This is a genomic window from Roseitranquillus sediminis, from assembly GCF_016918935.1.
Taxonomy (GTDB): domain Bacteria; phylum Pseudomonadota; class Alphaproteobacteria; order Rhodobacterales; family Rhodobacteraceae; genus Roseitranquillus; species Roseitranquillus sediminis.
The window spans coordinates 1-1,279 of sequence record NZ_JAFFOB010000031.1; the positions used below are offsets into that span (position 1 = coordinate 1).

The 1,279-nt window shown below is 72.1% G+C and carries 1 protein-coding gene; it reads right to left on the reverse strand.

Annotated features, from left to right (window positions below):
- On the reverse strand, window positions 1–1,279 hold a 1,279-nt coding region (locus JM664_RS19095), incomplete at both ends, for an FAD-binding and (Fe-S)-binding domain-containing protein (protein WP_227421410.1).

Below are 1,279 nucleotides of genomic sequence, written 5' to 3' on the forward strand. Positions count from 1 at the left end.
CGCGGCGCGCATCACCGTCACCGCGTCGCGCAGGTGGCCGGGCTCGAACCAGCGGTTGAAGGTGTCGGCGAAGAGGATCACGTCCGCCTCCGCGTCGCCGCCCTCCTCGCGGAACGGGCGGCGGCTCCAGGCGGGCAGGGGCCGGTCGGCGGCGAGGCCCGCCACCCGCTGCGACAGCGCCGCGACGCCCGGCAGCCGGTCGCGGGCGTTGGCGAGCCAGGGGGCGCGGGCGGCGAGGGGGGCATAGCGCGGCAGGTGCGCCACGAGGCGGTCGCGGAGCGAGAGGCCGTGCTTCTTCGCCCGCGCGGCGGCGACCTCGACCTTCATCGCGGCCATGTCGACCGACATCGGGCATTCGCGCTTGCAGGCCTTGCACGAGACGCAGAGCTTCAGCGTCTCGGCCATCTCGTCGGAGGTCAGCGCGTCCGGTCCGAGCTGGCCGGTGAGCGCGAGGCGCAGCGTGTTGGCGCGGCCGCGGGTGACGTCGCGCTCGTTGCGGGTGACGCGGTAGGAGGGGCACATGGCGCCGCCCGCGAGCTTGCGGCAGGCGCCGTTGTTGTTGCACATCTCGACCGCGCCGTGCAGGCCCGCGGGCCAGCCGGACCAGTCGAGCCGCGTCTCCACGGGCTGATGCCGGTACTGGGGCGGGTAGCGGAAGAGGCTGCGGTCGTCCATCTTCGGCGCGCGCACGATCTTGCCGGGGTTGAGGACGCCGTCCGGGTCGAAGCGATCCTTCACCTGCTCGAAGCTCCGGACCATGCGGGCGCCGAACATCTTCTCGTGGAACTCGGAGCGGACGATGCCGTCGCCGTGCTCGCCGGAATGGGAGCCCTTGTACTCGGCGACGATGTCGAAGGCTTCCTCGGCGATGGCGCGCAATGCCCGGACGTCGGCTTCCTCGCGCAGGTTCAGCACCGGGCGGACGTGCAGCAGGCCGACCGAGGCGTGGGCGTACCAGGTGCCGGTGGTGCCGTGGCGCGCGAAGAGCGCGGTCAGGCGGTCGGTGAAGTCGGCGAGATCCTCGAGATGCACCGCGCAATCCTCGACGAACGAGACCGGCTTTCCGGCGGACTTCATCGACATCATGATGTTGAGGCCCTGGGTGCGGACCTCGGTGATCTTCGCCTGCAGCGCCTGGTCGGGCGCGTCGAGCACGCCGCCCTCGCGCCTGGCCGGATCGTCCCAGCGGAAGCCGAGCTCAGCCATCGTGTCGTGCAGCCCGGCGAGGCGGCGGCTGTTCTCCTCCGGATCGTCCTCGGCGAACTCGACGAGCAGCAGC